We start from the raw sequence: 1,300 nt of genomic DNA, 5'->3' as shown, positions 1-1,300 counted from the left end.
GTTGTTGCCGGTGACCCGCTCGATGCGGAACCCCAGTTCTGCCAGGGCGGCGGAGCCCATGGTCGTGGTGGTCAGGCCCTCGGCCTGCAGCCCCACCCCGGTGGGCACGCTGACCGAGACGATGGGGGTGCCGCTGGGCGAGGTGACCAAGGGGATGTCGGCCAGCGGAGAGGGTGTGCCAGGGGTATCGGGCCGGGTGGGCAGCACCACCGGGATGGTGATGATGGTGGAGCCGCCGGGGCCCGGTTCGGTGATGACAGGCACGCCGTCGATGGGGGTGCCGATGGGTGGGGTGCCGCCACCGTCCGAGGGGAAGCCGCTGGCCGTGACCGCATTGCCCGTGAGATCGGCGATCACCACGGCCGCGTCGGCCCCGGCGTTCCAGTCTTCTGCCAGGGCAATGTTGTAGGTGGTGCCGCCGTTGGAGGCGGTGCCCTCCTTGTTGAGCAGCAGGTTCACGGCGGTCTTGTCGGTGGCGCTCAGCGTCAGGGTGAAGCTGGTGGAGCTGGCGATGTCGGCGTCCAGGGTATCGGTCAGCGTGTAGGTGCCCCCGGCCTGGCCGGTGAAGGTCAGCTTGTTGGCGACGATGTCGTTGGCAGCGCCCGCCCGGCCCAGCAGCCCGGTGCCGGTGACCACCAGCACCCCGGTGCCCACGTTGTAGGTGGCGCTGGTGACGGTGGGTACGGCCACGCTGGCCACGGTGATGCCATTGCCCGTGAGGTCGGCCAGCACCACGGCGGCATCCGCCCCGGCGGCCCAGTCCTCGGCCGCAGCCAGGTTGTAGGTGGTGCCGCTGGTAGAACTGGTGCCGTTCTTGTTGGCGATGGCGCGCACGGCTGCCTGGTCGGCCGGGCTCAGGATCAGCGTGAACGACGTGGCGCTGGTGATGTCCACATTGGCGGTGGTGGTCAGCGTGTAGGTGGCGTTGCCCTCACCGGTCAGGGTGAACTTGCTCGCAACGATGTCATTGGCAGGTCCCGCCTTGGAGCCCAAGCCCGTTCCGGTGACCACCAGGGCCCCCGTGGCGACGTTGTAGGTGGCGCTGGTGATGGTGGGCACGGGCACGTTCGAGACCGTGATGGCATTGCCGGTGAGATCGGCAATGTCGCCGCCGGTGACCACGCTGTTCCAGTCGTCGGCCGCAGCCAGGTTGTAGGTAGTGCCGCCGCTGGAGGTGGTGCCGTTCTTGTTGAACAGCGCCTCGACGGCAGCGACGTCGGCGCCGGCCAGGGTCACGGCAAAGCTGGTGCCCGAGATCACCTCCACATTGCCGGTGGTGGACAGGGTGCGGGCCACACCG

Annotated in this window: 1 protein-coding gene; it reads right to left on the bottom strand. The window is 69.0% G+C overall.

The genetic code is table 11. The features are described from left to right. The coding region (locus ASE31_RS32130) for a hypothetical protein (RefSeq protein ID WP_200961140.1) at positions 1-1,300 on the bottom strand (1,300 nt) is incomplete at both ends.

It is taken from the genome of Acidovorax sp. Root217 (genome assembly GCF_001428645.1).
Classification (GTDB): Bacteria; Pseudomonadota; Gammaproteobacteria; order Burkholderiales; family Burkholderiaceae_C; genus Acidovorax.
Note: the sequence above shows the minus strand (reverse complement) of the source record. Positions and strands in the feature narration are given on the sequence as shown.